This window comes from Parascardovia denticolens DSM 10105 = JCM 12538 (assembly GCF_001042675.1).
Lineage (GTDB): Bacteria > Actinomycetota > Actinomycetes > Actinomycetales > Bifidobacteriaceae > Scardovia > Scardovia denticolens.
Genome location: NZ_AP012333.1, coordinates 302,848 through 327,421, shown reverse-complemented (window position 1 = coordinate 327,421; position 24,574 = coordinate 302,848). Strand labels below are relative to the sequence as shown.

At 59.3% G+C, this 24,574-nt stretch carries 23 protein-coding genes and 2 tRNA genes; 8 read left to right on the top strand and 17 right to left on the bottom strand.

All coding sequences use genetic code 11. From position 1 onward, the window contains the following. Positions 1–10: 10 nt before the first annotated feature. The gene (locus PSDT_RS01435) at positions 11–529 is read left to right on the top strand and encodes a hypothetical protein (protein WP_006290678.1); all 519 of its coding nucleotides are present in this window, start codon (positions 11–13) and stop codon (positions 527–529) included. A 32-nt stretch (positions 530–561) separates the two neighbouring features. On the opposite strand, the gene PSDT_RS01430 is transcribed toward PSDT_RS01435, so the two are convergent. From PSDT_RS01430 to PSDT_RS01420, 3 genes are all read right to left on the bottom strand, one after another. Beyond that, the gene (locus tag PSDT_RS01430; protein ID WP_006289627.1) at positions 562–1,287 is read right to left on the bottom strand and encodes an aspartate/glutamate racemase family protein; all 726 of its coding nucleotides are present in this window, start codon (positions 1,285–1,287) and stop codon (positions 562–564) included. A 3-nt stretch (positions 1,288–1,290) separates the two neighbouring features. Beyond that, positions 1,291–2,484 carry a carboxylate--amine ligase gene (locus PSDT_RS01425; protein ID WP_223293618.1) on the bottom strand — a complete coding sequence of 398 codons (1,194 nt, stop codon included), beginning with the start codon at positions 2,482–2,484 and terminating at the stop codon, positions 1,291–1,293. Between the two features lie 188 nt (positions 2,485–2,672). Next, entirely contained in the window at positions 2,673–3,140 is a 468-nt protein-coding gene (locus PSDT_RS01420) for a Panacea domain-containing protein (RefSeq protein WP_006289625.1), read from the bottom strand. A gap of 243 nt (positions 3,141–3,383) precedes the next feature. Between PSDT_RS01420 and PSDT_RS01415 the strand changes: the two genes are divergently transcribed. Continuing rightward, positions 3,384–4,724 (top strand): nicotinate phosphoribosyltransferase, encoded by a 1,341-nt coding sequence (locus tag PSDT_RS01415; RefSeq protein ID WP_006290682.1) that lies wholly within the window; start codon positions 3,384–3,386, stop codon positions 4,722–4,724. 24 nt (positions 4,725–4,748) lie between these two features. Here PSDT_RS01415 and PSDT_RS01410 read toward each other — a convergent pair whose 3' ends face one another. Continuing rightward, positions 4,749–5,060: a DUF3039 domain-containing protein gene (locus PSDT_RS01410; RefSeq protein WP_006289623.1), complete on the bottom strand. Its 312-nt coding sequence runs from the start codon at positions 5,058–5,060 to the stop codon at positions 4,749–4,751. A 199-nt stretch (positions 5,061–5,259) separates the two neighbouring features. On the opposite strand from PSDT_RS01410, the gene coaD reads away from it, so the two are divergent. The 4 genes from coaD (at position 5,260) to rpmF (ending at position 7,566) form a co-directional block, all read left to right on the top strand. After that, entirely contained in the window at positions 5,260–5,760 is a 501-nt protein-coding gene (gene coaD, locus PSDT_RS01405) for a pantetheine-phosphate adenylyltransferase (RefSeq protein WP_006289622.1), read from the top strand. A gap of 42 nt (positions 5,761–5,802) precedes the next feature. Beyond that, positions 5,803–6,657 (top strand): ATP synthase subunit B family protein, encoded by an 855-nt coding sequence (locus tag PSDT_RS01400; protein ID WP_006290689.1) that lies wholly within the window; start codon positions 5,803–5,805, stop codon positions 6,655–6,657. Between the two features lie 16 nt (positions 6,658–6,673). Beyond that, complete coding sequence (locus PSDT_RS01395) at positions 6,674–7,264, top strand: YceD family protein (RefSeq protein ID WP_006289620.1); 591 nt, start codon at positions 6,674–6,676, stop codon at positions 7,262–7,264. Positions 7,265–7,368: 104 nt separating this feature from the next. Continuing rightward, positions 7,369–7,566 (top strand): 50S ribosomal protein L32, encoded by a 198-nt coding sequence (gene rpmF / locus PSDT_RS01390; protein ID WP_006289619.1) that lies wholly within the window; start codon positions 7,369–7,371, stop codon positions 7,564–7,566. Positions 7,567–7,726: 160 nt separating this feature from the next. On the opposite strand, the gene rsmD is transcribed toward rpmF, so the two are convergent. The 5 genes from rsmD to PSDT_RS01365 form a co-directional block, all read right to left on the bottom strand. Beyond that, a complete protein-coding gene (rsmD, locus tag PSDT_RS01385; protein ID WP_006289618.1) occupies positions 7,727–8,323 on the bottom strand; it encodes a 16S rRNA (guanine(966)-N(2))-methyltransferase RsmD in 597 nt (198 codons plus the stop codon). A gap of 89 nt (positions 8,324–8,412) precedes the next feature. Next, the gene (locus tag PSDT_RS01380; protein WP_006289617.1) at positions 8,413–10,662 is read right to left on the bottom strand and encodes an ATP-dependent DNA helicase RecG; all 2,250 of its coding nucleotides are present in this window, start codon (positions 10,660–10,662) and stop codon (positions 8,413–8,415) included. Positions 10,663–10,762: 100 nt separating this feature from the next. Then, a complete protein-coding gene (rpmB, locus tag PSDT_RS08005; RefSeq protein WP_006289616.1) occupies positions 10,763–10,957 on the bottom strand; it encodes a 50S ribosomal protein L28 in 195 nt (64 codons plus the stop codon). A gap of 167 nt (positions 10,958–11,124) precedes the next feature. After that, on the bottom strand, positions 11,125–12,411 hold the full coding sequence (locus PSDT_RS01370; protein WP_006289615.1) for a hypothetical protein: 1,287 nt from the start codon (positions 12,409–12,411) through the stop codon (positions 11,125–11,127). Beyond that, positions 12,411–13,169, bottom strand: coding sequence for a hypothetical protein (locus tag PSDT_RS01365; RefSeq protein ID WP_006289614.1), 759 nt, complete (start codon positions 13,167–13,169; stop codon positions 12,411–12,413). The genes PSDT_RS01370 and PSDT_RS01365 overlap by 1 nt, the downstream gene beginning before the upstream one ends. 178 nt (positions 13,170–13,347) lie before the next feature. On the opposite strand from PSDT_RS01365, the gene PSDT_RS01360 reads away from it, so the two are divergent. Continuing rightward, the gene (locus PSDT_RS01360) at positions 13,348–14,625 is read left to right on the top strand and encodes a mechanosensitive ion channel family protein (RefSeq protein ID WP_006289613.1); all 1,278 of its coding nucleotides are present in this window, start codon (positions 13,348–13,350) and stop codon (positions 14,623–14,625) included. A 47-nt stretch (positions 14,626–14,672) separates the two neighbouring features. On the opposite strand, the gene PSDT_RS01355 is transcribed toward PSDT_RS01360, so the two are convergent. The 4 genes from PSDT_RS01355 to murA form a co-directional block, all read right to left on the bottom strand. Continuing rightward, a complete protein-coding gene (locus PSDT_RS01355; protein ID WP_006289612.1) occupies positions 14,673–15,875 on the bottom strand; it encodes a D-alanine--D-alanine ligase family protein in 1,203 nt (400 codons plus the stop codon). Positions 15,876–16,016: 141 nt separating this feature from the next. Beyond that, positions 16,017–17,015: an NAD(P)H-dependent glycerol-3-phosphate dehydrogenase gene (locus PSDT_RS01350; RefSeq protein ID WP_006290694.1), complete on the bottom strand. Its 999-nt coding sequence runs from the start codon at positions 17,013–17,015 to the stop codon at positions 16,017–16,019. A 105-nt stretch (positions 17,016–17,120) separates the two neighbouring features. Further along, a complete protein-coding gene (locus PSDT_RS01345; protein WP_006289610.1) occupies positions 17,121–18,062 on the bottom strand; it encodes a lysophospholipid acyltransferase family protein in 942 nt (313 codons plus the stop codon). A gap of 66 nt (positions 18,063–18,128) precedes the next feature. Further along, on the bottom strand, positions 18,129–19,460 hold the full coding sequence (gene murA / locus PSDT_RS01340; protein ID WP_006289609.1) for a UDP-N-acetylglucosamine 1-carboxyvinyltransferase: 1,332 nt from the start codon (positions 19,458–19,460) through the stop codon (positions 18,129–18,131). An 810-nt stretch (positions 19,461–20,270) separates the two neighbouring features. Between murA and PSDT_RS08315 the strand changes: the two genes are divergently transcribed. After that, entirely contained in the window at positions 20,271–21,032 is a 762-nt protein-coding gene (locus PSDT_RS08315; RefSeq protein WP_169309821.1) for an IclR family transcriptional regulator, read from the top strand. 89 nt (positions 21,033–21,121) lie between these two features. On the opposite strand, the gene PSDT_RS01330 is transcribed toward PSDT_RS08315, so the two are convergent. The 4 genes from PSDT_RS01330 to gltX form a co-directional block, all read right to left on the bottom strand. After that, on the bottom strand, positions 21,122–22,567 hold the full coding sequence (locus PSDT_RS01330; RefSeq protein ID WP_006290697.1) for a metallophosphoesterase: 1,446 nt from the start codon (positions 22,565–22,567) through the stop codon (positions 21,122–21,124). Positions 22,568–22,652: 85 nt separating this feature from the next. Next, positions 22,653–22,727 (bottom strand) — tRNA-Gln (locus PSDT_RS01325). 42 nt (positions 22,728–22,769) lie between these two features. Next, positions 22,770–22,845: transfer RNA gene (locus PSDT_RS01320), tRNA-Glu, on the bottom strand. A gap of 70 nt (positions 22,846–22,915) precedes the next feature. Beyond that, positions 22,916–24,436 carry a glutamate--tRNA ligase gene (gene gltX / locus PSDT_RS01315; protein ID WP_006289601.1) on the bottom strand — a complete coding sequence of 507 codons (1,521 nt, stop codon included), beginning with the start codon at positions 24,434–24,436 and terminating at the stop codon, positions 22,916–22,918. Between the last annotated feature and the right edge of the window lie 138 nt (positions 24,437–24,574).

Genomic DNA, 24,574 nt, shown 5'->3' with positions numbered 1-24,574 from the left:
GTGGGGGATCATGAGTGAAAGAAGTATCCAGAAAGCGGGCCGGTACGAACCGCGGACATTAAAGAAGCAGACCCTGGTCGTCGCTGTCCTCTTCGCCGTCTCCTTGCTTGCGTCCCTGGCGCTGTTCGCTTTTCTGCATACGACGAACATATCTTTCACGGAAGTTCAGGCGACGCCGGAGAGCGCGACGAAAACGACGACGGTTTCACACCCCACCAACCGTACGACGACAATACGGGAGACTTACACTTTAAGGGTACGGCTGGATGATGGATCCGAAGAATCCGTGAAGGTCAATGATCTTTCCAGGTTCGAGAGGGGACGGAGCGCCACTTTCTACCGCTATAGCAAAGATGGAGCCCTTTACGAGAACATCGATGCGATCCGTTCCACTCTGCCCGGCGCTCGAGCCTCGATTTACGTCAATGCCGTGACCGTTTTATTTTTCTTCATGACTGTGGTCCTGCTGATTATGTGGCAAATCAGCAGGAAAAAGGAGGAGAGCGGGAGGAAAGAGACGCGCGTCTGATTCGCGCGGTCTGAACGGAAACCGTCCCGCGGTCAACGGCGTAAAGCCCGGGCTGCGGCGACCGTGTCTTCCACCAGGACGGCCTGGGCATCGATCAAAGGCAGATCCGGCTGGGGGAAGGCCTCGTTGAGCACGCTCAGCTCCGTGCATCCCAGCAGGACCACATCGCAACGGTAAGGCCCGTGAGGGTTCAGAAAAGCCTGCATCGCCGCCAGATAACGGCCTTCGTCAAGCTTCCCCGACCCTTTCACATCCTGGTAGATGAGAGCGTTAATCTGCCTTTGCAGGTCTTCGTCCGGCTCCACGTAGGTGTATCCTGCCGCCTCGATCTCCTTTTGGTAGACGCCGGCCTTACGGGAGCCTTCCGTGGCCATGAAACCCACGCGGGGGCAGCGGGCCGCCGGGTAAAGGGAGCTCATGCGGCTGACGGCTCTACGGGGCATATGGAAGATCGGGACCGGGGTCAAAGCCTGGAAACGGTCATAAAAATAGTGGGCGGTATTGCAGGTGAGCACGATGAAAGAAGCCCCGGCAGCCGTTGCCTTGGCTATGTCATCAGCCAAAACCGGGAAAGGGTCCTCCTGGCTTTTGCCCAGGATGAAAGCGGTCCGGTCAGGGACCGAAGCGTCATTGAAGACCAAATAATCCAGGTATTCCTGATCGCTATGCGCCTGACTGGCCTTATTGACCAGGCGGACGAAGGATTCCGTGGCCAGGGTTCCCATACCACCCAGAACGGCGAAAAACGGGCGCTGCATAGGCTATTTGAGCTCCTCTTTGTGGGTGAAATACCGCTTGTATTGCCGGCGGTAATAGAAGAAAAGCCGGCGGATCATCAGCCAGCGGCTGAAGTTCATATCCTCGGACGATTCCAAGGTGGTCCCCCAGTCGCCGGATTGGATCATCTTCAGGCCGCGGTCCTTGTCTTCTCCCGGCCGCACGTAATCCTTGAAAATGCCGGTCGGAATCTCCAACCAGAGCTTGTCCCCCTTGCCGATGAGGGTCCGCCCGTCGAAGGGGGCGTCGTAGACCAGGTCTTCCGCGAAATAGCGGGCCAGGTTGAAACCGTTCAAAGTCACATGATAGCTGGACCGGCCCTGGCGGAGGTTCACTTCGAAAAGCTTGAACTGGCCGTCGCGCTCGTCATACTTCATGTCGAAATTAGCCACGCCTTCGTAACCGATGTCCTCCAGGAATGACTTGAGTTTCAGGCAGATCTCCTCGTTGTAGTCGGGGATGATGGCCGCGTAATTGCCCACGGAAGCCGGGGAAGGGTCTTCCAGGAGGGGATGCCCCAGGAACATCATGCGGACGCAGTGATGCTGGTCCACATAGGCGTTGAGGACCCGCATGTGGGAGTCGTCCCCGGGGATGAAGTCCTGGATGACTATTGCGCCCTGATAACCGGCATCGTAAGACTTTCGGATCAGGGTATCCAGCTCTTGAGGCGTCTGGATGATGAAAGCCTTCTTGCGGCCGGGGAAATCCACTGTGAGCCAGGCGGCCGAATCCGCCGGCTTCATGGCGACCGGAAAGCTGAAAGGCAGGTCCTTATAATCCCCGCGGGCCACGCCGTCCTTGTCGATCACCATGGTCTGAGGATGAGGGAGCTGATACTTCTCACAGAGCTCATAGAAGCTGTTCTTCATGCTCAGCTGATGGTTCAAAGCCGGGTCCAGGGTGTTGAACAGGAAGTAGTCCTGGAGCTGGTCACGGTTATGGCTGAGCAGATTGGCGTAGACGTCCCCGCAGGGGATGAGCAGAAGTCTGGTGCCCGGCCGGGTCTTGCGCATGTACTGGCCATAAGCCAGCAGGTGCTTGCGGAAACCTTCTTCCTGGTCAAAGTCATCGTAGGAATGCATGTCCACGAAACGGCTGTATTTGGTGGGCAACAGCTGGCTTTTGGCGAAGGCGATGGACTTAATCCCATAGGCCTCGTGGAAGGCCCTGGCCATACCGTAGACGTTGATGTCGCTTCCGGTCAGAACCGGCTGAAAATCCGATGTTTGAGACTCATTCACAGTTCGCTTCACAGTTCTTCAGACTAGCATGGGAGGCCCCCGCCTGTACAACGAGGGCCCCTTGTCTTAATGGAAAAATCACAGCCTGCTCAGCGAATAAACCGATTGAGCCATTTGAGCCATCAAATTGAGCGTGGCTCCTCTGGGATCACAGGGTTCTTGGAGTAGTAATCCTTGATGACGGCCTTGGTGATGACGGTTTGGCAAAAATCCCCTGGCTTGCAATCCCCGCGGGCGTCCTTCCAAGGGTCCTCATCATGCGTACGGGCGCTGAGCTCCCTGCCTGTTTGCCTGACCAAAACCGAGCTCACGGCATCGATGATGCTTTTTTGCTCATCGGATAGCTTCTCAGGCGAGCCAAACTCATCGAAGAACCCGGGATCGACGAAGAACCTTCCCTTGTGGAGCCGGAAAAGACTGGGGACCACAGGGCCGTTCATCCACGCCTGAAAATCCTCATCGAATAAAGGCCTGCCGGTCATGACCAGAGATTGGGCCTGGGAGTAATAAGCGAGTTTTTGCAGCTTCATCGTCGTCAGGGAACCATAATTGTTGAGGATATATGAAGCCACGTCAACCACAGTCGCCATGATATCCTCCTTCGGCAAGTTCCTTTGATCGAATCCCGCGCCGCTAATTAAGCGCCGTACCAGTGTAGTGAGATTTTAACATAAGCCGCTGGAATATTCCAGACCAGACGCGGGAGTAACATCAAGGGCAACGTCAGGGAATACGAACTCTCCTGAAGAAGTCCGGAAATCCTGAAAAGCAAAGGTTCATGGAGACCTCAACGGTTTTGAGGAAAACGGTGAGGCCTCAGGAATAGGAGGCCAATGATGACTCATGATTTCAGCTCGGCCATGCTGACCGACATGTACGAATACACCATGCTGGACGCCGCGCTCAAAGACGGGACGGCCGGCCGCGAATGCGTCTTCGAGGTCTTCACCCGCCATCTGCCAACCGGCCGCCGTTATGGGGTGGTCGCCGGCCTGGGCCGCATCCTTGATTACCTGAAGGATTTCCGCCCTTCCGAAAGCGATCTGGCCTATATGAAAGACAACCACATCGTTTCCGACCAGACCATCCGGTACTTGGAGAATTACCGCTTCTCCGGCAGCATCAAGGCCTACCGGGAAGGCGAGATCTTCTTCGCCAATTCGCCGATCCTCCAGGTGGAAGGTACTTTCGGGGAGTCGGTTTTGCTGGAGACGCTGATTCTGAGCATCCTGAATTACGACAGCTCGGTCGCCTCCGCCGCCTCCCGCATCACCTCAGCCGCCGGAGACCGCCCTTGCGCCGATATGGGCGGCCGCCGCATCAGCGAATACGCCGCCGTAGCGGCCTCCCGGGCCGCCGTGGTCGGTGGTTTCGCCTCCACAGCCAACCTGGCCGCGGCCAAGGAGTACGGGATCACATGCATCGGCACTGCCGCCCACGCCTTCACCCTGGTTCATGACAGCGAACGCGACGCCTTCCAGTCCCAGATCAGCGCCCTGGGAGTCGGTACCACCCTTTTGACCGATACTTACAACATCGACGACGCCATCAAGACCGCCGTGGAAGTCGCCGGCCCCGATTTGGGCGGCATCCGGATCGACTCCGGCGACCTGGCTTCCCTGGCTCAGCGGGCCCGTCACCAGCTGGACGCCTTGGGGGCCACCAAGACCACCATCACCGTGACCAACGACTTGGACGAGTACTCCATCGCCGCTTTGGCCGCAGCCCCCATCGATTCTTATGGGGTGGGCACCCGTCTGGTCACCGGCTCCGGCCATGTGACCAACAACATGGTCTATAAGCTGGTCGAGCGCGAAGGCAGGGATGGGCTCATGCATCCGGTCGCCAAGAAATCCTTCGGCAAGGCGACCGACGGCTGGCGTAAGAGGGCCCTGCGCTCTTATCAGTATGGTCTAGCCCAGGGGGAGCTGGTACTGGCCGGCAGCCAGGAGGCCTTGGACTCTTACCAAACCCCCGATGAATACGGGGAAACCCGCCAGCTGGCCATCACAGCCGTGGACCATGGCGACCTTGACGATTCGCTGACCAGCCGTCAGGCCCTTTTCGCCGCCCGCGACTATCACAAGCAGCAGTTGGCCGACCTCCCGGTAAGCGCCTTGTCTCTCAGCGATGGAGAGCCGGCCATCCCCACCCAGGTCGTCACAATCGACTAAAGGTCGAACAGCTGCAAGGCTGGATTAGAAGCCGCCTTGCCCTGACCCCATCTGGGCGTAGACCCTCTTGCATTCAGGGCAGACGGGGTAATTCTCCGGGTTCCGCTTGGGAATCCAGACCTTCCCGCACAAGGCGATGACCGGCCGGCCGGTCAAACGGGCCTGTTCCAGCCGCTCCTTGGACACGTAATGAGCGTAGCGGTCGTTATCGCCCGTATCGTCTTTGCGGGTCCGCTCTTCTACTTGCTCTTTTTCCAACAGGGCCGTCCCTGTTCCGGGGCCGGAACCAGAGTCTCCCCCTTGGCCGCCTCCCTGATCGGGGTAAGCCTCGTTCATGATGACCACATCCATCGTTTCTTCATCCATAGCTGCCTCTTCCATGATTCCGTCCATGATCTTTTCGCTCATGCTCTTTGATCCTTGCCCGCTGGAGTTGCTGATGAATTCCTTCTTCACGATACATCGGTCCAGCAGCATCCATCAAGCCCAGCTTGTGACGCCATTCTAGTCCCCCTGCCAGAGGTAAGCTTGTGCCATGACAATTGCAGTTTGCCCGGGGTCCTTCGACCCCGTCACTTCCGGTCACATCGACGTGATTGAGCGAAGCGCCAGATTCTTTGAAAGCATCCACGTGGTCGTGGCCGTCAACTCGGCCAAAAGGCCCCTTTTCAGCGCGGAAGAGCGGGCCAACCTGATCACCCAGGCCCTCAAGGCCGACGGCTGCACCAACGTGGTGGTCACCAGCACGGAAGGGCTGATCACCGAATATTGCACCCAGGTCGGGGCCACCGTCATCGTCAAAGGCCTGCGGCAGAACGGCGATTACGAAGCCGAGTTGGGCATGGCCCTGGTCAATCGCCGCCTGGCAGGAATCGAAACGCTTTTCCTGCCCGCGGACCCAATCAAAGAGCACATTTCCAGTTCCATCGTCAAAGACGTGGCCCGGCACGGGGGAGACATCACCGGCATGGTTCCCGACAACGTGATCAAGCCCCTGCTTGAGGCCTTGGAATATCAGGCAAAAGCATTACTATAGGGAGCATCAACACTTTCCAGGCAGACAACGAGGGTGACCATCATGAGCGACGACTTTTCCCAGAGTTACGACGACCAGGATTACGATGACGACGATACCGGTCAATCCCCGGTCCAGGCCAGTCGTCTGACCGATTCAGGCGATTTTCCTCCCCAGCCGGGCCAGGATCGGCCAGAAGAGGCGAATGACCAGCGTCCGGATGATGACGGCCACAGTGAGGGGGACGACTCGGTGAGCGACCCCGCCCGCGACCGCACCGACGCCGCGCTCAAGGCCGTCCATCAGTATATGCCTGAAGCCTATGCGAATCAGGACTCCTCCGATGACGATGACGACCGGATTGGCGACGAACAGTTCACCCCGGCCTACGACATTATCGAGCATATGGAGAAGCTGGTGGAGGAAGCCAAGACCGGCATCTTCAACAGCAATGTGGCCAAAATCGACAAAAGCGAGTTCCTGGACCTCCTCCATGAGCTCAAGAAAGGCCTGCCCGTCCAGCTGGAACGCGCCTCCGCCCTCATGCGCGAGTCGGAACGGCGCTTGGAGAACGCCCAGAACCAGTCCAATTCCATCGTCTCCGACGCCCGCTCCCAGGCCTCCGGCATCATCCGCGAGGCGAACGAACAGGCCCAGTTCCTGGCCGGCCAGGAAAACGTGGTCTCCATCGCCACCCAGAAGGCGAGGAATATCCTGGATCAGGCCCAGGAGAAGGCCAATCAGCTCACTTCCGGGGCCAACGCCTACGCCACCAAGTCCATGAACGACCTGGACGAGCAAGTGACGGAGATTCACAATTCCATCGTCTCCGGCCTGGAAGTGCTCAAACAGAGGCAGAAGGAAGCCGAAAGCCAGGTTCCCCGTCTCTCGGCCGAAGACTACCCCAATCATCAGTGAGGATTCCCCCAGTAATATGTCACGCGAACAACGCACCCTTTGGTCCTTATCCATTTTCTCCCTCTCCCAACGCCCGGGCCAAACCATGGCCGTGGAAGAGACCTTGCCTGCCCCATCCGGCGTCGGCGACCAGATCGTCGGCGTACCGGAGGGGGCCGATATCAGCCTGACCGGGACCTTGACCAGCATATCCGACGGCATCCTCTTCAACGGGAAAGTGAGCGCCGAGCTGACCGGCGAATGCACCCGCTGCCTGACAGCCGTCCACAAGGAAGTCGCGGCCCCCGTCACCGCCTTCTTCACGTACGACATGCCGGCCCAGGAGACGACGGGCGAGGCGGAGCTGGACTCCATAGAGGAAGAGGAGGATTCGCAGGACCTCTACCCCCTCTCCCCCTCCGCCACCATGATCGACTTCGAATCCTTGGTGCGGGACAACCTGGCCGAAGCCCTTCCCCTGCAGCTGCTGTGCAAAGAGGATTGCCTGGGCCTGTGCCCTCAGTGCGGAATCAACCTCAACGAGCATCCCGACCACGAGCATCAGGTGACCGACCTGCGTTGGGCGGGCTTGGAGGATTTCAAGCAACGACTGGAATCCCAAGAGTGAGCGCTTCCCCATCCTTCCGTGGATGCGGCCGCCCTTTTTCGAGGGGTCGCACTAGAATCGCATACGCTTAAGCAATATAGTTCGAACGAAAAAGAGGAATTATCATGGCATTGCCAAAGTATAAGACTTCCCGTGCCAATACGCACATGCGCCGCGCCGCCTGGAAGGCGCAGGCCGCTCAGACCGTCGCATGCCCCAACTGCGGAGCCCCCACTCTCGCCCATATGGCATGCCCCAACTGCGGTTCCTACCGTGGGCGCACCTACCGCGCAGCCGTCAACCCCGCTTTGTCCGCCAAGTAAGCCACGAAGCGACCCTGGCCGGCATAGTCGGCAACAGCTGGCAATGGCGGACCAGCGGGTTCATGGGAAATCCTCTCGTCGACGGGCGGGAGGATTTTTTTATTGTCTGATAACCTCTAGGCGCCTTACAAGGCCATCCCGGTCCCGCTCCCACGAATTCTCAGGCCAGAGCTAGGTAAGAGACCAAAGTCTCCCCATACTTTTTTTCTTGGATGACCTCCCACCCCTGAGGCGGCTCGACTTCCTCCGTCCGGATGGACCGTTCCAGAACGATCTGGGCCCCGTCCGAAAGGAAACCGCCGAGAGCCAGGTCGGAAAGGGTCCGGTGGCAGTCCTGGCTGCTGACGGCGTAAGGCGGGTCCATGAAGACCAGGTCGAATGGCTGGCCGTCCATTTCGCCTGGTCTTTCGCCTGAAACGAACTTCTCCGCCTTGGATCTGACCACCCGGGCGGTCAGGCCGGCCTCCTTCCATGTGGGCGACCCCTGAAGCCGCCGGATGGTCGCCGTGATGCAGGAGGCCACCTGCCCGTTGGCCTCCACCGCCACCAACGACCGGGCCCCGCGGGAAAGGGCCTCGAATCCCAAGGCCCCTGTTCCGGCGAAAAGATCCAGAACCCGCGCGCCCTCCAAAGCCCCCCAGGCCTCCAGCCTGGAGAAGATGGCCTCTTTGGCCCGGTCCGTGGTGGGGCGGGTCGTACGTCCGTCTTTGGGTGTGGTGATGTCCACGTTCTTGAATCGGCCGGCAATTATCCGCATAATCCCATTATGCCCGACCGCCTGCGCAAATCAGCGAACCCATAAGTCCACGGATGCGCGAATCCTCATGGCGAATCAGCCAGCCTCCCTCAGGAAGAGACCAGGAAGTCCTCGCTCCCTCGGGAGAAGTCCAGGACTGCCCCGGCCAACTGGATATGGTTCGCCTGGGTCAACGCCGGGTCGGCCCGCAATATGCTTTCCGCCTGGGAGCGGGCCCGGGTGATGAGGTCCGCGTCTTTGACGACCCGCAGAAGCTTGAAAGAACTGATGGACTGGCCGCCGGACTGGCTGTCGCCCAAAACGTCGCCGGCCCCGCGCAGGTCCAAGTCGGCTTTGGCGATCTCGGCCCCGTCCGTGGTGGACCGCACGACTTCCAAACGCCGGGCGGCCAGGGAATCCGGATCGGACAAGTCCACCCGGGTCACGAAGAAAGCCCAGCTTCGGGTCCCTCCCCGGCCCACGCGGCCGCGAAGCTGGTGCAGCTGCGAGAGACCGAAATGGTCGGAGTCGAAGATGATGATGCAGGACGCCTGGGGAACGTCCACCCCCACTTCGATCACCGTGGTGGCCACCAGGAGCGGGGCCCGCCCTTGCGTAAAATCCTTCATGGCGGCGGCCTTGGACTCCTCATCGTCCCGGCCGGTCAGGATTCCTATCCGGACGCCTTGGAACTGGGGCAGGGCCGCCAGACGTTGGGACATCTCCTCCACGGAATGCAGGGGCTGGCTGGGGGCAGAGGAATCCAAAGGAAGGCCTTCCTGATCGAACTGCAGGGGCAGGAGGTCTTCCCCGCCTTGAGAATCCTCGTCCACCTGGTCTTCGTCTATCCTGGGGCAAATCACATAGACCCTCTCCCCCGCTTCAATCCGCTTTCGGGCATGGAGGAACATCTGCCCCATGGTCCTCCCGTCGCTTTCCCTGACGACGACGGACGTGATGGGCTTGCGCCCGGAGGGGAGCTCGGTCAGCCAGGAGATGTCCAGGTTCCCGAACCAGGTCATGGCGGCGGATCTGGGGATGGGGGTGGCCGTCATGACGAGCAGGTGGGGGATCACATCCGCCGCCTGCCTAATGGTTTCCCTTTGCTCCACCCCGAACCGGTGCTGCTCGTCGATCACTTCCAAGGCCAGGCGGGGGGCTTGGAAACTATGCGAAAAGGCGGCATGGGTGGCGATGGCGATGCAGGGGACCCCGCTGGCGGGGATCGCCAGGGCCTTGCGTCGATCGGCCAGCCGCATGTTCCCCGTCAGAAGGACGAGAGGGAGGTCTATCCCCGCTTGGGTCAGCATGGCCCGGATGGATTCATGGTGTTGTTGGGCCAGGACCTGGGTGGGGGCCACGAGCAAAGCCTGGTAGCCTGCCTGGGCCGCCCGGAGCATGGAGGCCAGGGCGACCACGGTCTTCCCGGACCCCACTTCCCCCTGCAGGAGCCGGCTCATGGGGTAGGCCTGCCCCATATCGGCCTGGATCCGTTCGATGACTTCTTTCTGACCGGCGGTCAGCTTGAAAGGGAGGGATTGGATGAAGCGCTGGACCAGGTCCTCCTCGCCCGCCTCCCCGGAACAGGCGAAGGATTTGCTTTCCCTCATTTTCTCCCTTTCCTGAAGCAGGGCCGTCTGGGAGACCAGGGCCTCTTCGGAACGCATGGAGCCTATCCCTTTCCAGAATTCCTCCGTGGTTCCCGGCTTATGAATGGCCTTGAGCGCGTCGAAACGGTGGAGCAGGCCCCACTCCTTCCTGACTTCTTCCGGGATGATGTCGGGGACGGAATCCGGATCCAGCAAAGGAATCAGCCCCAGGATCGATTCATGTATATGCTCGGAAGATATGCGGGAGGACGTATGATAGACCGGTTGAGGTTCGGTCAGGCGGGCGAAGCCTTCCTCCGTCGTCGCCACGTCCATCCCTGGCTCCTGCCCGACCATCAGCACCTGAGGATGGGTGAATTGCAGGGAGCCGCCATAGATGCTGGCCTCTCCGGCGGCGACCAGGAGCCGCTTTTCGCGGAACTTGCCCAACAACCAATCCACGTAATGCTTTTTGTAAGAGAAGAAGACGAAGCTGGCGGCCGCATCCCCATCGTCGACTTGGACTTCGACCCGATAGCCACGGCGGGAATTCATGGAGCTGGTTCTCACCCGCCTCACCTTGGCGGCGAAGGCCGTTTTCTGCCCTACTTTGATTTGGCGGATGGAACCGCGGGGCAAGGGGTCGGCCACCCGGAAGGGGTAATAGGTCAGGGCATCGCCCACAGTGGTCACACCCAAGGCTTTGAGAGCGCCGAGCCGCCGTTTGTTGGTCATGCAAGAAGAGAGAGAGGAGTCAAGAGTCAGACCCATGGGTTCACCGCCTTCCGAACCCGCTTAAACGACAAAACCCCGTTCGAAAACGGGGTAAAGCTTTTAACATGATGAATGATCTCTCATTCATTCCTCGCACTTATGCAACGCGACGCTGTACCTTGCCAGCCTTAAGGCAGGAGGTGCACACGCGCAGACGAACGGTTTCGCCATCTACAGTCGCGCGAACGGCCTGAAGGTTTGGAAGGAAACGACGCTTATTGCGCAGGTGAGAGTGAGACACGGAATAACCAACCTGTGGACCCTTGCCGCAAACATCGCAACGAGCTGCCATAATAACTCCTCAATAGTTACATCTATCTGCACCCGCGACTTGCAGCCCAAAGGACGCACAAGACCTAAGCGGATACGCAACTTGTCCATGATAACGTAACGCTTGTACATGCGCAAGCGTCTGGTGTTGTCAGCTGAAACTTTCCTCCGTCGCTCTCATCACACCCATCAAATCCGGGGATTGACGGCAACGCCTTCATTGAAAACATAAGGCTCGCGCTGACCTTTGAGAATCCTTGAAAGATCCTCGTTCAGCGTCAGCACGCGTTCCACCTTCCACGTTCTCTTGCCCACAAAATACAGACGCGTAGGAGTCCTCTTCCCCGCCTGCCCATACCTGATTCGCATAATACAATAATAACGATCAGTCGGCAGAAGAACATATTTATACTGTAATTTGTCACCGTCGCTTAAGCCTTTGGGAAGTTTTGTCAACATCACTTGCCTACGAATAATCCCGGTATCCATATCGACTTGCACTACTTTCCCCGATGCGTCCATGACCACTGTCAGCATCCCGTCATCCGATATTGCCTTTTCGTTATAATCCACCGTTGTGTTGGAGATTGTCAGCTTTTCGCCATTGCTATACCGGATTGGGTAAATTGTTCTTTTATCCGTCCGAATATCCCATTTCAATACATAAGGATTGATGTAATACTCGTTTTTATTCTTTGAAATTATCGTCAGAAACTGAGAATCTGAAAGACAGGCCGTGCCCCGCATACTTTGGACAACAAATCCGCTCTTCCTGACATCGTACGATAAAACCTTCTGCCGCGAGTCGGAATAATTCCTCAAGTCAAGGTACCCACTTCCGGCAAAATCTTGATTCGCACCCTCTTCACGTATTCCCCAAAGGTTCTTTCCACAATATGCGGCGGAACTTAATATGCCTGAATAAACAACTCTCGTTTCCCCGGAAGAAGAGAGAGGAATGAGTTGCAATCGATTATCGGTATCCGTATCAAACCCCATATCGAAAATCCCCATTACGGACTTTTGGGGAGTCTCTAATGTTAGATTTTGGAATAGAGCTTTATCGTTCCTTCTGACATCCCTGCTTTTCTCGCCAATGAAATAATCGTTCTTGAAATCCGCGAAATAGAGTCCGTTCCGCGTCCACAAAGGCTGTTGATAAGCCATACCAGCCGTCTTCACAGCCGCATAACTCCCGTCCTTCCTCAAAAAAACAACATACCCACCAGCCCTTCTCACTTCATCCTCATGCTGAGGATTCACCGAAAACACAGCAACCACATCTCTCAACGACACATCCGAAAAACGAACCGTATCAATCCGAGGAGCGCAAGCAGATAAAAACCCTACGAACACAACCAATATAGAACAAACCACGCGAGCCCACACAGAAGAAAAAGAACCGCGCCGCAGCGATTCCAAGGAAAGACCGCGGCGCGAAAAATGGGACTCCCGGCAATAATGCTGGGAAAACATTACTTGACCGTCCTCACAACATAAGCTTTTGCAGAGTCCCTCAAATCCCAAGGCCAAACGATATCGTCGTTGTTCTTGGTATCCAAATCGATTTTGGCGCCGTACCAATATGAAGCCCAGACAAGCTGGGAGCAGTTCATGCCTCCTCTATCATCCTTATTTCCATACATGAACGCCGAATTATAACCACGGCCTATGTATTTCTTGGACCGATTGGCGGCCTTATTCCTATTGGCGACACTAGTTTTCACGCGCATAACCCTAGCGCCATGCGCAACTCTCACTTCACGGGCATTAATACGGTGCGCAACTTGCCGGTTACCTGGAGCTTCAACAATCATGTCGCGGGAAGAATAGATGCCAGTGTGCCCATGATTCAAAACACCTCCATCCGTATAGAAGTAATCCCCAGCTGTAGCATTTCCAACAGGGGTCGATCCGCCACCACTTGATGAGGGCGTAACGGACGCCGACCCCCCGGTGGTTGCTGGAATTCGACCTGTGACGCTCGCAAGCTCGTAATCGAGGATTTGTTGCTTGTCCGTCCCCGAGTGTTCAGCCCACTCGCTTATGGCCTGATCCAACTCACTAGGAGTCTTCTTGCCGTCAGACAAACGTGACAGTTCCAGAAGCCCTCCTTCATAAGTCGAATCAGCATCGGCCGCATACGCGCCACTTGTTGGAATTAGCGCCAAAACTGCAATACCAGTTACAAGCGCTTTTCTTATTCTCTTCGTAATATGTCTCCTTTGGCACATTATCTCTGTCAAGGATGGCACCATTACCACCCTTGACACAAATTGTATATCTATCACCACTAATGCACAACTTACTTTCAGGCGTTTCTTAAAAAACCATCAGTCAAAAGTGTAAGCAGTCAGAAAATACTCAGCCCCTTCGCCGCCCTTCCTCTGGAGTCTGTGGAAGAATGACCGTATGCACGCATTCTGGCCTACTCTCGTCGCTTGGATCAAGACGAACTCATCGAAAATCACCTATCTGACGGTCACCTTCATCGTCGCCTTCTTCCTCATCAAATGGGTGACGAGAATCATCAGCGGGGCCTTCCGCAAATCCAACAAAACCAGCGCCAGCCTCTTCGTCAACATCATCCGCGTCATCCTCTGGTCCCTCGCGGTACTGATAGTACTCAAACCCGTTTTCGGAATCACCCCCAGCACCCTGCTGACCGCATTAGGCGTCGGCGGCGTCGCCCTGTCCCTAGGCATGCAGGATACGATCTCCAATCTCATCGGCGGATTCATGCTCATGATGGGGAAAGTGATCTCCCCTGGGGATACCATCAAAATCAATGATTCCATCGGGACCGTGAAAGACATAACCTGGCGGCATACCATCATCCGGGAACGCAGCGGGAATGAGATCTGGATCCCCAACTCCGTCCTCAACTCCACCCAGCTGGAAAAACTTCCTTCGGCCAACGCCGCTTTCACCACGATCCCCTTCACCATGCGGGGGGACACCGACGTATCCATGGCCAGCAAACGGATCCTGGAACTTGTCGGCCGCGCGACGGCGAATATCAGTCTGAAGAAGACCAATCCTTCGGTGCGTTTCACCGGCTTCACCCCGTATGGCATCTGTGGGGAAGTGGTTCTTTACGCCGCCCATGGGGTCAGTTTCGCGCAGATCTCCGATGCGGCCTCCCGGGCCATCGCCGGCGAGAATTACATCGTGCAGAACGGGAATGAGCAGGCCCAGCCCGGCCCGGCCCCGGTGGAGGATAATCAGGAGACGGTCACCTTGCAACCCCTATCCTCCAAGTCCTCCAAGAAAGGGGACGCTTTCGGCCAAGGAGGGCTCGGCGTGCAAGACTACGGACCGTTGATGCCGAACGGGGGCGAAGGCGTGCTCAGAAAGGAAGACGGCCATGTGACCGCCGGCGGCGAGGAGGCCAACGGGAACCCCTACGTGAACCGGATCCTGAAGAAGCTCGTCTCCATCACGGAGACGAAGGAAAAAGAGCGCCCAGCCGAGCACGGAAACCCTTCCGGCCTGGCGGACACCAACCCTGAAGTCGCCCGGCAAATCGGGGTGAAGGCCAATCCGGAAAGCGTGGAAGTCGTTCCCACGGAGGAATTCCGGATCCGTCGGCGGCATCACCACCATTCGCAGGGGGGATCCGGGCAAAGAAAAACCGGCGATTCCCACGGCAAAGGCCGCGAAATCACCGGTCGCGAAGGGCGGAATTAGCTGGAATCGGACAGAACTAGCCGGAACCTGAATCGAATGCCAGTCGGTCAGTCGAGGATCCCTTCGATCAAAGTGGTGATCAGCTCCCGATACGACACGCCCGTCGCCTCCCAGGCCTTGGAATACATGGAGATGGGGGTGAAACCAGGCAAGGTGTTGATTTCGTTGACGATCACGGTCCCTTCCTCGGTCACGAAAGTGTCCACCCGGGAAAGCCCGTCCCCGTCCACGGCGATGAAAGCCCGGGCGGCAACGCGGCGGACTTCCTGCAGGGTCTCTTGGGGAAGCTTGGCGGGGACCTCCACATGGGAGGCCGAGGAGTCCATGTACTTGCTGTCGAAATCGTAGAAAGCGCCGTTCCCGGGCTCGTCCAGGACGATCTCGCCAGGCCAGGAGGTCCGGGGTTTGTCCCCGTGCCGGGGAGCCAGGACCGCGCATTCGATCTCCCGAGCCTTGATCCCCTCTTCCACCAAAACCCGCCAATCATGCCGGGCGGCTTCATGGACGGCGGCGGCCAAATCCGCCTGCCGCTCAGTCGCATCAGCCTTATAATCCACCTTGGTCACGCCGAAGGACGAGCCGGCCCGGGATGGCTTGACGAAAAGGGGATAACGCAGGCCCGCCTCATCCACCAAGTCGCACAGAACCTTGCCCTGAGGGTCGAAGCCTTGGGCCGAATCGTAGGAACGGGTGTCCACCGTGATGCCAGGCGCCACCGGAATGCCGGCCGCCTTGAGCAGGACTTTTGTATAATGCTTATCCATGCAAGCGGCGGAAGCCAGAACCCCGCAGCCGACATAAGGCAGGCCCATCATCTCCAACAGGCCTTGGATGGTCCCGTCTTCGCCATAAGGGCCATGAAGGACGGGGAAAACGGCGTCCACATGGCCAAGGGATTCCACGGCTCCGGTCCGCCCATCGCGGGCCAGGAAACCATTCCCTCCGGCGGACACGTCCAGGACCACCCGGCGGGAGCCAGGGACCTCTTTCACTTCCGGCAGCTGAGCGCCAAGCTCCCACTGACGGGGGTCCACCCCGTCGACGATCCAGACCCCCTCCTTGGTGATGCCGATGGGGACGGCCTCGAACTTCTCCTGGTCCCACTCACGCAGGACCGACCCGGCGGAGATGCAGGAGATGGGGTGCTCGTCCGCCCGGCCCCCGTAGAGGACGACGATTCTCTTCCGCCCTGAGGCGGATGGGGTCTCGGCGCTCTTGTTGGTGTTTTCTGCTGGTCGTGATTCAGCCATGTCGCTCTTTTCCATGAGATGACCTATTGAATTTGGATGATTGTCAGAGTGATCGATCGGGGAATTCCCGCCTATTCCACCACTCCGTATCCCGTACTTCGCTGTTCCGCGATTTCGCTGCTCCGTTATTTCGCTATTGCCTTACTCCGCGACGATGCCCTCGGCGAAGATCTCGCCCAACATCTGATCGCAGGAGATGCCTTCGTTCAGGACGCGAAGCATGGCCGAAGCCAGGGGGGTCTCCACCCCGTACTTCTTGCCCAGAGCGACCACGGCGGCCGTGGTGGGGACGCCTTCGGCCACCCCATTGCTCACTTTGGTGGCCTCGTCCACGCTCATGCCTTTGCCAAGGTTGGCGCCGAAAGTATAGTTCCGGCTCAAAGGAGAACCGCAGGTGGCGATGAGGTCGCCCACCCCGGCCAGGCCGAAGAAAGTCTGGGCCTTGGCCCCGGCGGCCACGCCCAAGGCGGTCAGCTCGGCCATACCCCTGGTCTCGATCATGGCGGCGGTGTTCTCGCCGTAGCCGGCCCCGCGGGACATGCCCACGGCCAAAGCCACCACGTTCTTCAGGGATCCGCACATCTCCACGCCGATCACGTCGTTTGAAGTCAGGATCTTGAAATATTCGGTGGAGACGATCGCCGCCACGCGGGTGGCCACCTCCTCCTTGCTGGAGGCGACCACGGCCGCCGCCGGCTGCTTCAGGGCGATTTCCTTGCTCAAGTTCGGGCCGGACAGGCAGGCGAAGCGGTCGGCCGGAAGGTCCAGGGCCTCCATGACCACCTGATCCATGCGTTTGTCCGTGGACCGTTCGATCCCCTTCATCAGGGAGACCACAACGGCCTGGTCAGGAATCAGGCCTTTGAACTCCTCCAAGGCCTGACGGGCGAACTGGGCGGCGATGGTGACGATGATGACGTCGACCTCGGCCACGGCCTTACGCCTGTCCCCGGTGGCCGTCATGTTCTCGGGAAGTTTCTCCACGATGGGCAGACGGACGGGATTCTGGTGGAGCGTGTTGATCGCGTCCACGATTTCCGGCTCGATGGCCCACATGGTCACCTTGTTGCCTGCATCGGCCAAAACCTGTCCAAAAGCAGTTCCCCAGGCTCCAGCGCCTAGAACCGTTACATTTGCCATTTCATATCCCTTCAGCCTTGCGGAGGATTTTTCTTACCCCTATATTTTACCGGCCTTATTGGAAACAGGCTGGCAAGCCCCCTGTGAATTCACCATATCCGCTTTTCAGGGCCGGCTCCCATCATCCGGCAAGGTGGTCAGAGAGACGTCCCGGGTCAAGCTGGGACGGGGTTCGCGGGACATGGTTCGGTAATTCCACATGCCTTCGACCGGGGGCTCCTCCCCGCGGATCTCGGCCATGACGTTCTCCATCCGCTGACGGACCCGGTTGGTCAATTCCCGGACGGCCTCCTTCGGCGGCTCCTGCCCCCAGGAATCCATATCGGTCAGAAGGTCGTCATAAGGAAGACGGCTATCGAAGCAAAAGACCACGTTTTTGCGGGGCCAGGGCCAGAAATGATTGATGCTGGCGGCCCCCCAGGTCACGGCGCAATAAAGGGGGACCTCATGGCCCAGCCTGCGGGAGGTTTCCAAAGCGATGTAGGCCATGCCCGGTTTCAGAGTCATCGGCCACTTTTGGGGATCCCTGGTCAGCGTCCCCTCCGGCCAGATGGTCAAAGGCCGGCCGGAAGTGAGGATCCGGATGGATTCCTCTTCGATCGCCCTGGCTTTGCCCTTGCGCCGGTGGACGGACTGCATGCCCACCAGCCGGAACCAGCGGCCCAGGATGGGCAGGCTGGACAACTCGGCTTTCGCCATGTACCGGGGACGACGGCCCTGATAGAAGATGCCGGCCATGGGGACGAAGACGTCGAACTGGGTCACGTGGGTGGCGGCGGTGATGAAGACCCCCTCTTCGGGAACCCGCTCCAGGCCCCAGGATTTCACCTTCATCCGCTGCCTTATGACGGCCGCGACCGCGTTCAGAAGCCGCATGGTCGCCTTAGGGTTCTGGTCCTGGATCTCCGCCTCGTTCACCTTCCGCGGGCCCGTCGGCAAAGGACGGGTGGAATCCACCAGATGATGACGCCGGCCCAACCGGGCCACTTGGGCGTCGGACAAGGCGGGCACGCTTTTACGGGATGAAACTTTTCCAGGAGAAGACATACCCCCTATTGTGCCCGGATCAGCGGAAATCCCCAACGGACGAGATCTTCGAGTCGAAGAGATCCCTTAGTCGATATCGGCGCCGAGCGCGGCAAGCTTGCCGCGGAAATCAGCATAGCCGCGGTCGATCAGGGAGATTCCCCGCACCTGCGAGGTCCCTTGGGCGGCCAAGGCCGCGATCAGGTGGGAGAAACCGCCTCGCAGGTCCGGCACGTCAATGTCTTGCCCGGTCAAAGGAGTGGGCCCGAAAATGACGGCCGAATGCTCGAAATTGCGCTGTTTGAAACGGCAGGGCAGAGAGCCCAGGCATTCCTTGTAAAGCTGGATGGTGGCCCCCATCTGGACCAAGGGCTTGGTGAAACCGAACCGGTTCTCGTAGACGGTCTCGTGGACGATGCTCAGCCCGTTGGCCTGGGTCAGGGCGACCACCAGAGGCTGCTGCCAGTCGGTCATGAAGCCGGGGTGGACGTCGGTCTCGATGGCAACGGGATGCAGGTCCCCGCCCGGATGCCAGAAGTGGATGCCCTCGTCGGTCACGTCGAAGGCCCCGCCCACCTTCCGGTAAACGTTCAGGAAGGTCATCATCTCAGGCTGGGTGGCCCCCTTGATGAAGACGTCGCCGCGGGTGGCCAAGGCGGCGGAGGCCCAGGAGGCGACCTCGATGCGGTCGGTCAAGGCGGTGTGGGTGTAGCCCTTGAGCTCTTTGACCCCTTCGATGCGGATGGTCCGGTCCACGTCCACGGAGATGATGGCCCCCATCTTCTGCAGGATGGCGATCAGATCCATGATTTCCGGCTCCACGGCGGCCCCGGACAGCTCGGTCTTCCCATCGGCCAGGACGGCGGCCAGGACGGTTTGCTCGGTGGCTCCGACGGACGGATAAGGCAGGTGGATCTTGGCCCCGTGAAGGCCGTTGGGGGCGGTGATGTGGATGCCGTCTTCGTGCTCTTTATCCACGTCCGCGCCCAGCTTGCGCAGGGTCTCCAAATGGAAGTCGATGGGCCTGTCCCCGATGCGGCAGCCGCCCAAAGTCGGGATGAAGGCCTCTCCCAGACGATGCAGGAGGGGGCCGGAGAAAAGGATGGGGATGCGGGAGGCTCCGGACAGGGTCTCCACATCGGAGACGGCCGGCATCTCCACATGTTTGGCGTCGATGGTGACCACCCCGGTCTCCCCGTTCACATCCACTGAGACCCCGTGCAGGCGCAGGAGGTCGGAGACCACTTGCACGTCGCGGATTTCAGGGACGTTTTTCAAAACGGAAGTCCCCGGCGCCAGCAGCGCGGCCACCATGGCCTTGCTGACCAGGTTCTTGGCGCCCCGCACCTTGATCGTACCGTTGAGAGGCTTTCCGCCTTGGACTCGCAAAACGTCTTCCTCTGGCTTGACAGCGTTCACTACTACTCCTTAACTACGGCGGACCGTTGGAAACAACTGCTGTTCGCAAGCGTAAACTCGCGGTCCTTCCTCGCTATTCCCTTGAGCGCCCCCGGCACTCCGACAGCGAAAACCGCGAACACATATATGCCCTTATCTATTCTGCCATATGCCCTGTGCCGACATGGTGAAAAGACCCGTCCAGGAATCGGCTTTCTTTCCTGGCACAATCTTTCATCCGTCAAGAATTCGTCCATATACAGGACGATTGTCCGTATTATGAGACACAATGATGGTAGTTGGGGTGCTGACTGCACAGATACCGGTTTTGCGACGAATGAGGTAGCAATGAGCGACGACCAGAACTCGTTTCAGGACGACCGCGCGGACAAGGAAGACAAGGGCGATCGGAAAGCCGAAGAGGCCGTGAATCCCCAAAACGCCAAGGCTGCCACGGAAGCCACAGGCGGCAAAGACCGCGATAAGGACCGCTCCGCCGTGCGAAGCCTGCGCCCCAATACGACCAGCTGGTCGATCCCTTCCACTTTCGTACCCGTCTACGAGCTGCATTTCGCCTCCGAAAACAAGGATTCCCAAGGCGGAACCGGCGACGCCCTCTCCTACAGCACGGACAGGGCCGATTCCAACACCAGCATGTTCGCCCCTCCGGTCAGGACCATCCCCGCCTCCTTGGAAGAGGAAGGCGAAAGCAAAAAGCCGGGCGCCGGGGGCCGTCCTGGTTCCGGCCGGGGCCGCAACCAATCCAAGTCCGCCTTGTCCGTCTTCCAAGACCCCCGTCAGGTCAAACATGGCGACACCAAATCCGCCACGCTGAACCCGGCCACCAATGAGGACACCATCGCCCTCGACCAGGCGACCCATTCGAACGTAGGGGTGATCGACAAAGCGGCCATCGTCCTGGCCTCCCTGGAGGCGGGTCCGGCCACCCTGGTCGAGCTGACCTCGCGTTCGGGCTTGTCCCGGCCGACCGCCCACCGCATCGCCACCGCCTTGGAAGCCCATCATTTCGTCAATCGGGACGACAGCGGCCGCTTCATCCTCGGGAGCCGTTTCTCCGACCTGGCCATCGCCGCCGGCAACGACCAACTGCTCTCGGCCGGCCTGCCCATCCTCCAGTCCCTGCATGACCGCACGGGCGAATCGGCGCAGATCTACCGTCGCCAGGGGAGCCAGAGGACCTGCATCGCCTCGGTGGAAAGGACCACCGGTCTGAGGGACAGCGTCCCTGTGGGCACTTCCCTGTCTTTGATCGCCGGGGCCGCCTCCCACGTGCTTCTGGCCTGGGAGAACAACGACGACATCCACGACATCCTGTCCAAAGCCCATTTCAGCGCGAAGACTTTGGGCGACGTCCGCCGCCGCGATTGGGCGGAGTCGGTCAATGAAAGGGAGATCGGGGTGTCTTCCGTGGCCGCCCCCATCCGCAACGCGGCCGGCCAAGTGATCGCCGCCATCAACCTCTCCGGCCCCTCCGAACGGATGGGCGGGCATCCGGGTCACCTGTACGCCCCTGTGGTCTTAAGCGCGGCCAAGCATCTAAGCGACGCCATCTCCCATCATAATTTCCGCTGAGCTTCAGCTTGCCCCTAGTCGTCGGTGCCGGCATCTGGCCAGTAGCGAATGGCCTCAGTCCAACAGCATCTGGCCAGCGTTGAACGGCCTCAATCCTGCTTGTTCTGCCTGCGGAAGAAGGCCTTGGCCGCCCTGATGAAGCGTTCCCACCTGCTCAGCGGCCTGACCAGGTCGTACTCCTCCTCCCCGGCCTGGGGCACATAGTTGGCCCCGAAAGAGTAGGACTTCTTGGATGAGGCCTTGCCCACCAGGTCGCCGAACTCCAAAAGCTGGGTGCGGGGCTCGTAAGGATGCCGCAGGTCGAATTCCAGCAAGCGAGCCGCCCTCTTCGCCGGAGCCGGCCCATAAGATCCGAAGCCGCAGGTGGGGGTGGCCATGAGCATGACCCCTTCCAGGCTGCCGGCGAAACCATTACGGTGGTCGTGCCCGGCCGAGATGGCGAAATAACCTTGGTCCCGGGCGATGGCGAACTCCCCCGTGTCTTTGTCCGGGCAGGAAATCCCTTCGCCCAAGTAACTGCCAGGGACGGTTTTCTCGGGATCGATCTCGTAATAAGTCTTGGAAAAAGTCCGATACCCCTCCACGGCATGGGCCCGAGTGGGCGGGACGGGCTTGAGCAGACGGTAATACTGGGGCAAAGGGATGTTCTGGAAGATAATCCCCTGGGCGTCCAGTTTCTGCGGCTGGTCTTTGAGGAATTCGCGGGCGTCCACGCTCAAAGACCCGCAGCCGCCTTCCAAGGCGTAAGTGCCGGAATGGAGGAGGACGATCAGGAAGACCACGGCCCCGTCTTCGTCATGGACAGGCAGGCAAAAGGTCCCCGGCTCGCAGGCGTAGGCCACCTGGCCTTTCAAGCCGCTGGAAGGCAAGTTCTGGGCCTGGGCCGGGTCAGCCGAAATGGAAGGAGGATTGCAGCAGCCGGGCACTTCCCGGTACAAGGCGTCCAAGACGGACTCGTCCAGGCCGCACTGGAAGTCATGGTTGCCGTAGGTGACGGCGAAGGGGATCCCCCGGGAGACCAAGGGAGCGGTCGTGGTCTGGATGTTCTTCTTGACCAAGGCCCTGGTCGCGTCCGTGGCCGCCTGTCGGTCGGTTTCGCTCAGGCCCAGGTCCCAGGGGCTGGACCAGGGTCTTTTGGTGGCCGTCTGGGAGAATTCGGAATCGTAACCGGCGACCTGGTTGCCGGAGAAGACGACCAGATCCGGCCGGGAGGCGTCGCACGCGGCCTCGATCAGACGGATGGTATCGGCCGAAACGGAAGAGCCGTCCTGGATGTCGGACAGCTGGAGGATGCGGAATTTATCCGACTTGTGGAACTGAAGACGACCAAGGGTGGCGGAAACCGACAAGGGAGCAAGGGGCCTCGGCCCGGATTGGGCTACCTGGGTCGCCTGCCCTATCTGACCCGCCTGATCCGTCCGACCGGTTTGGTCAGCCTGGGCCACCTGCCCAGCCCGGCCTGCTTGACCCGCCTGATCGTCGTGGCCGGAACCGACTCCCGTGTCACCGGCTTCTATATCCGTATCGCCCGTCATACCTTTTAGACTATCAAAATCAGAGTAATAAAAAGGCCTCCCGGAAGGAGGCCAAGTCATCAATCTTGATGGAGATCTTAACTCATGGCTGGGGTACCTGGACTCGAACCAAGAACGGATGAACCAGAATCACCTGTGTTGCCAATTACACCATACCCCAATGGCTTGCACCTTAAGTTATAGACCTAAGCCTGTACAAGCCTGGTACCCCCGACCGGATTTGAACCGGTGTTAACGCCGTGAGAGGGCGACGTACTAGACCGCTATACGACGGGGGCGTTTTCGTTTTTCGCCGCCCAAGCGCAAGAGGACTCGCAACTCAAGCAACGAAAAGCGACTATAGCACACCTAGAGGTTCTTTTGCAAATTGGCGAGTCGCGCGAGTGTCAACTCCTTGCCGATGATCTCCATGGACTCGAACAAAGGCGGGGAAACCCGGCGGCCGGACAGGGCCACTCGCACAGGTCCGAAGGCCAGACGGGGCTTGTAGCCACCCTCCTCTATCAAGGCCTTTTTCAAGGTCTCATGCAGGGTATCGGTCTTCCAATCGGCCGGGTCCACGGCCTGCAAAGCGGAAATGGCGGCGGCCAGCACGTCAGAGGCGGACTCCTTCAGCTGCTTGCGGGCGTCGGCGTCGGGCTCCAGATAATCGGCGGAAGACAAAAGGCTGCCCGCCATGCCGGAGACTTCGCCCAGTAGGCGCACCCGGGTCTGGACCAGGGGGCCGGCGGCGGTCAGAATCTCCTTTTCCCGCCCGGTCAGATCCTCCCACTTATCGGCGGAGACCACCTGGTCGCGGAAAAGGTAAGGGACGGAACGGTCGAGGAAGTCCTGGGGATCCAGCAGGCGGATGTGTTCGGCGTTGATGGCCACCGCCTTGTCCAGATCGAAGCGGGCGGGGTTGGCCTTGACGTCGCGCACGTCGAAGTGCGCGATCATCTCGTCCATGGTGAAGACGTCGCGGTCGGGAGCGATGGACCAGCCCAGCAGGGCCAGATAGTTGAGCAGGCCTTCGCGGATGAAGCCGTTGTCGCGGTGGAGGAAGAGGTTGGACTCCGGGTCCCTCTTGGACAGCTTCTTGTTGCCCTGCCCCATCACGTAAGGCATGTGGCCGAAGATGGGCATCTGCTTGGCCAGGCCCAGCTCCATCAGGTAGCGGTAGAGGACGATCTGGCGAGGGGTGGAGGACAGGAGGTCTTCCCCGCGCAGAACCACGTTGATGTCCATGAGGGCGTCATCCACCGGGTTGGTCAGCGTGTAAAGGGGGTCCCCGTTCGGACGGACGATCACGTAGTCCGGCACGGAGCCGGCCTTGAAGGTGATCTCCCCGCGAATCAGGTCGGTGAAAGTGACGTCTTCATCCGGCATCTTGATGCGCAGGGCGGGTTGGCGCCCTTCCTGGCGGAAGGCTTCCTTCTGCTCGGCGGTCAGGGTCCGGTCATAGCCGTCGTAGCCGAATTCGGCCGGACGGCCGGCGGCCAGGTTGCGTTCCTTGGTCTCCTCCGGGGTGGAGAAGGATTCGTAGGCGTAGCCGGCCTCCAGAAGCTTGGCGGCCACATCGGCGTAGATGCCCAGGCGTTCGGATTGACGGTAAGGCCCATGAGGACCGCCCACGTTGATGCCTTCATCCCAATCAATCCCCAACCAGTTGAGGGATTCGAGGATCATGTCGTAGCTCTCCTCGCTGTCGCGGGCATTGTCCGTATCCTCGATGCGGAAGACCAAGGTCCCCTTGGTATGACGGGCCTCGGCCCAGTTGAACAAGGCGGTGCGGATCATGCCCACATGAGGGATCCCCGTGGGCGAGGGGCAGAAGCGAACACGAACGTTATCAGGCATCTGAGGCTTACCCTCATACTTTTGAGCCATAATCAGTTTTTCATCCTCTATCAAACGGGTTTGTTTCGACTTAGCGTGTGACTTCGCCTTCGACTTCGCCTTTCCAGCCAAAGTCCGGCCAATGGACACGGTCCCTATTCTGCCCCCCTCTTAAGACGAATGTTTACC